Origin of the sequence: Pseudooceanicola sp., from assembly GCF_029213205.1 — a bacterium.
In the GTDB taxonomy this organism is placed as follows: Bacteria; Pseudomonadota; Alphaproteobacteria; order Rhodobacterales; family Rhodobacteraceae; genus Pseudooceanicola.
Map to the genome: position 1 here is coordinate 1 of NZ_JARGNH010000056.1, position 3,829 is coordinate 3,829.

The 3,829-nt window shown below is 62.0% G+C and carries 3 protein-coding genes; all 3 read right to left on the minus strand.

The features are described 5' to 3' along the window. Positions 1–100 precede the first annotated feature (100 nt). The 3 genes from P1U48_RS18070 to P1U48_RS18080 are packed head-to-tail and all read right to left on the minus strand — an operon-like array spanning position 101 to position 3,683. Positions 101–1,105 (minus strand): tyrosine-type recombinase/integrase, encoded by a 1,005-nt coding sequence (locus P1U48_RS18070; RefSeq protein WP_301070722.1) that lies wholly within the window; start codon positions 1,103–1,105, stop codon positions 101–103. Then, on the minus strand, positions 1,102–2,457 hold the full coding sequence (locus tag P1U48_RS18075) for a tyrosine-type recombinase/integrase (protein ID WP_301070724.1): 1,356 nt from the start codon (positions 2,455–2,457) through the stop codon (positions 1,102–1,104). Before P1U48_RS18075 ends, P1U48_RS18070 begins: the two co-directional genes overlap by 4 nt. Beyond that, entirely contained in the window at positions 2,454–3,683 is a 1,230-nt protein-coding gene (locus tag P1U48_RS18080; RefSeq protein WP_301070726.1) for a site-specific integrase, read from the minus strand. Before P1U48_RS18080 ends, P1U48_RS18075 begins: the two co-directional genes overlap by 4 nt. Positions 3,684–3,829: the final 146 nt, after the last annotated feature.

Below are 3,829 nucleotides of genomic sequence, written 5' to 3' on the forward strand. Positions count from 1 at the left end.
TAATCGCGAGGACGCGATAATGCGAAGGAACGCGGCACCATCGCTATTTTTCGGGGATATCGGGGCTGCGTCCTTCACATTATTTCTCCTTCGGTTGGGGTCAGAGGGTATCGAGCCAGGCGAGCAGGTCCGCGTCACGTTTCCATCGCGCGGGTCGATTTCCTTCTGCCGGAACGCCGACCTGTTCGAGCGCCTTTCGCTTGGTTTCGAGATTGGCCTGAGCGTAGTGGTTGGTCGTGTCGAGGCTGACATGCCCCAGCCAGCTGCGGATGACGGTGATGTCGACGCCCGCCGCGACGAGGTGGACGGCCGTCGCGTGCCGGAAGCTGTGCGGCGTCACATGTTTCAAACGCAGCGAGGGCGTCGTTTTCGCCGCGGCCGCGACGTAGGCCGCCAGCTTGAACCGCACGCCCGAAGCTCCCAGTGGCTCGCCGTAGCGATTGACGAAGATGCGCTCATCCGGCGCGCGTGGCTGCCGCTCCAGCAGCTTCTTCATCAAAGCCACGGTTTCCGGCCAGAGCGGGCAGATGCGTTCCTTTCGCCCCTTGCCGTAAAGACGCACATAATACGGTGCTTCAAAACGGATCGCGCCGGGACACAGATCGAGCGCCTCCTGGATGCGCGCACCGCTATTATAGAGCAGCGACAGCAGCACATGGTCTCGCATCCCTTCAATGGTCGACCGGTCGGGCTGCGCGAGAATGGCCTCGACCTCCCCTGGCTCAAGGTAGCAGGGCGCGGCGGTAGGTTTTCGCTTGAGCGGGATCGTGAGGACCTCGGCGCATTGGGCGATATATTCAGGGTCCTTGTCCGCCACGAAGCTGAAGAAGCTGCGGATCGCGGCAAGCCGACAATTGCGCGTGCCGATCGCGCCCTTGCGACCATGCTCGGCATGGGTAAGGAACGCGCGCACCTCGCTGGCGGAGACGTCGGCCAGCGTGATCCGTGCGACACCGCCGCCGTTTCGCTTCGCGACGAACCGGAGCAACATCCGCCAGGTGTCCCGATAGGACTTGATGGTATGGATCGAGGCGCTACGCTGTTCCGCCAGCCATTCCTGGAAGAAGGCCCGCAACAGTTCGGGGAAGGGATTTGTGGCTTTCATGACAGCGCCTCTCCGTTGAGACAGGGGGCGCCGACGGCGCGGAACCGCTCGCTGGCTTCCTGCAGAAGATCCTGCGTGACGGTGATGTAGACCAGCGTCGAGTTGATGTCCCGGTGACCCAGATAGGTCGAGAGGAAGTGCAGCCGGTCCTGCGGGTTGATGCCGATCCGGTACCATTGAAGGATCCGGTTCACGACCATCGAATGCCGCAGGTCATGCACACGTGGCCCCGTCCGTCCGGAGGGTGGCTTGAATCCGGCGCGGCGCATGACGTTGGTGATCATCGTGGTGACCGTCTCCGGAGTATGGTGGCCCTTGAAGTGGCCCTGCCAAAACAACCCCGATTGCTTGTCTTGTGGAGCACCTGCGCGCCGCCTCGCATCGAGATAGGCACGTAGTTCGGTCATGACGCTGTCCGACTGAGGCAGGATCCTGGTCTTGTAGAACTTCGTTTCCCGGACCGTGATCGTGCCGGATTGAAGGTCGACGTCGCCCAGATCGAGCCGCGCAATCTCACTACGTCGAAGCCCGGCGCAATAGGCAAGCAGGATCATGGTGTAGAGGGTCCACGGCCGCAGCGGGGCATGCGGCGACGGATAGGAACGGGCAACTTCGAGCATGTGCCGGATGTCGGCCGGGCTGAAGATATGCGGTTGCCGGTGCTCCCGAGCCACATCCCGCTCTGGTCGCGGGTTGAAGCGTTTCGGCGGAATGTTCGGATCGAGCCGGTGCCGCGCCTTGGTCAGGATGCGCCCCAGTTTCTGGCATTCCGCCGCGTGATTGCGGGTGGACTTGGCCGCTGCCCAATGGGACAGCATCGTCTCGAGCGGCTCGTCCGCCAGTTCCGGATGCGATTGCAGGAACCGGTCAAACCGCAGCAACCAGTGAGCCTGCGTCTCATACTGGTATCCCCGGTTTCGCATCAGCGCGACATGGTCACGCATGAAGTCGCCCAGAACGCTGCCGTAGGGCGCAGGCTGGCACAACGCGGCAAGTGCCTCGTCGGGATTGGGGGAGGCAAGAGCCCGCCAGATCGGCTTGTTCTGCTTGATATTGTGCTGCCTGCGAAGCTCGGCGACGGGATTGCCGGGGATCAACTCGTTCTGGACCAGATAGTCGAGGAAGCGGTCAACGATGCAGACCTGGTTCAACAGCGTCGACAATTTCCACCGCGTTGCCATGTCCCCCAGCCAGTCCTCGAGCATCTGGCGATCCACTGCTGAGTGCCGGCGCGCAACATCCTCGAAGCTGCGAAGGATCCACCGGTAAGTGTAACTGCTTCTCTGTCCGAACCGGGAGATGCGGAGAAAGTCCTCGACGGCAAGCAAATCGGGATCGTGCCAGGCGCTCATGACAGCACCTCCGATCCGGGCACGTCGAGCGCTACAGCCCGCAAATCTTCGGTGGCAAGTTTGAGATAGGCGTTGGTGGACTCGGTTGATCGGTGCCCGAGCACGTCGCCGATGATTTTTTGCGGAACCGACGCCCGCAGCAGTTCAACCGCACGCGCGTGGCGGAAGACATGTGGGCCACGCTTTCCCACCGGCACAACGCCTGCGGCCGCCAGGCGCCCGTCGACCATGCCATAGAGGTTCTTCATCCTGGTATAGGGTGCGAGGGAGCGGATGAAGACCTCCCGGCTTTCGACCTGCGGGCGCCCGAGGCGCAGATAGTCGAGCACCGCATCGCCGACCGGCGTCAGCAGCGGCATGTAGGAACAGGCATTGGTCTTGGTGTGACGGATGCGCAGCGAGTCCGCGTGCCAGTCGATGTCTTCGAGCCGGAGACTGCAGATCTCGCCTTCTCGCAGTCCGTAGATGGCGAGCATCAGCAAAATAGCATGGTCGCGCAGCCCCCTCGGCGATCTGTCCCTGGCGGTGGCCTTCAGAACCATGTCGATCTGGCTGCGGTCCAGGATCGAAGGAACATCCTCATAGGCATAGAGCATGGGGCCGATGACCTGCGGGCTCAAATCGGTCGGAACCCGCCCCGACAGGTGGAGATAGCGCAGCAGGGACCGAAGCCACGCAGCAGATGCCGCGAGCGATATCCGTCGCAGTCCGACCGCGCGCATGTCCATGTAGCGATCGATGTCCCGTACGGCCAAGCTTCGGAGACCGTCGGCACCACTGCGGCCGAAATACCAGTCCAGAAAGCGCCGCGCCTCCCGGAGCCGCGCGTCGATAGTTTCATCTGCCAGCCCGCGCTCGTCGCGCATCCAAGTTTCGTAATCATGGCAAATGGCGTGCCGGAGCATCTTAACGGGTTCGATTTCAGCCTCTGGCGGCCATGTGCCTTGGGCCAGCCGGAGCAACCTGCCGATCGCCGTATTTGGTAGCCTGTGCCAGCGCGAGCTGGGCGGCCGACCGTAGCGATCATGAAAGCAATGGACTGCGTGGCGAAAATACTGATCGACCTGCGCTGGCGTCACCATCGCCACCGGCATGTCGCGCTCGGCCAGGTAGTCCAGGAACCGACGGGCGTAGAGCCGATGGTTCGTCACGACCACCAGATTGTAGTTCTGCTCCGTGAGCAATTTCGCGAGCTCTTCGATCAGCTCGTCGTGCAACTTCAACATGAGTGTCTCCTCAGACGGTTGGAAAGCCGCCGAGGTTTGCAATCAAAATAATGCGCAGCAAAGGCCGCGCCGATATCCAGAAGCCAAGGAAAACACAAATGAATCCTGGACACCTTCGCATTATCGCGTCCTCGCGATTACGGACG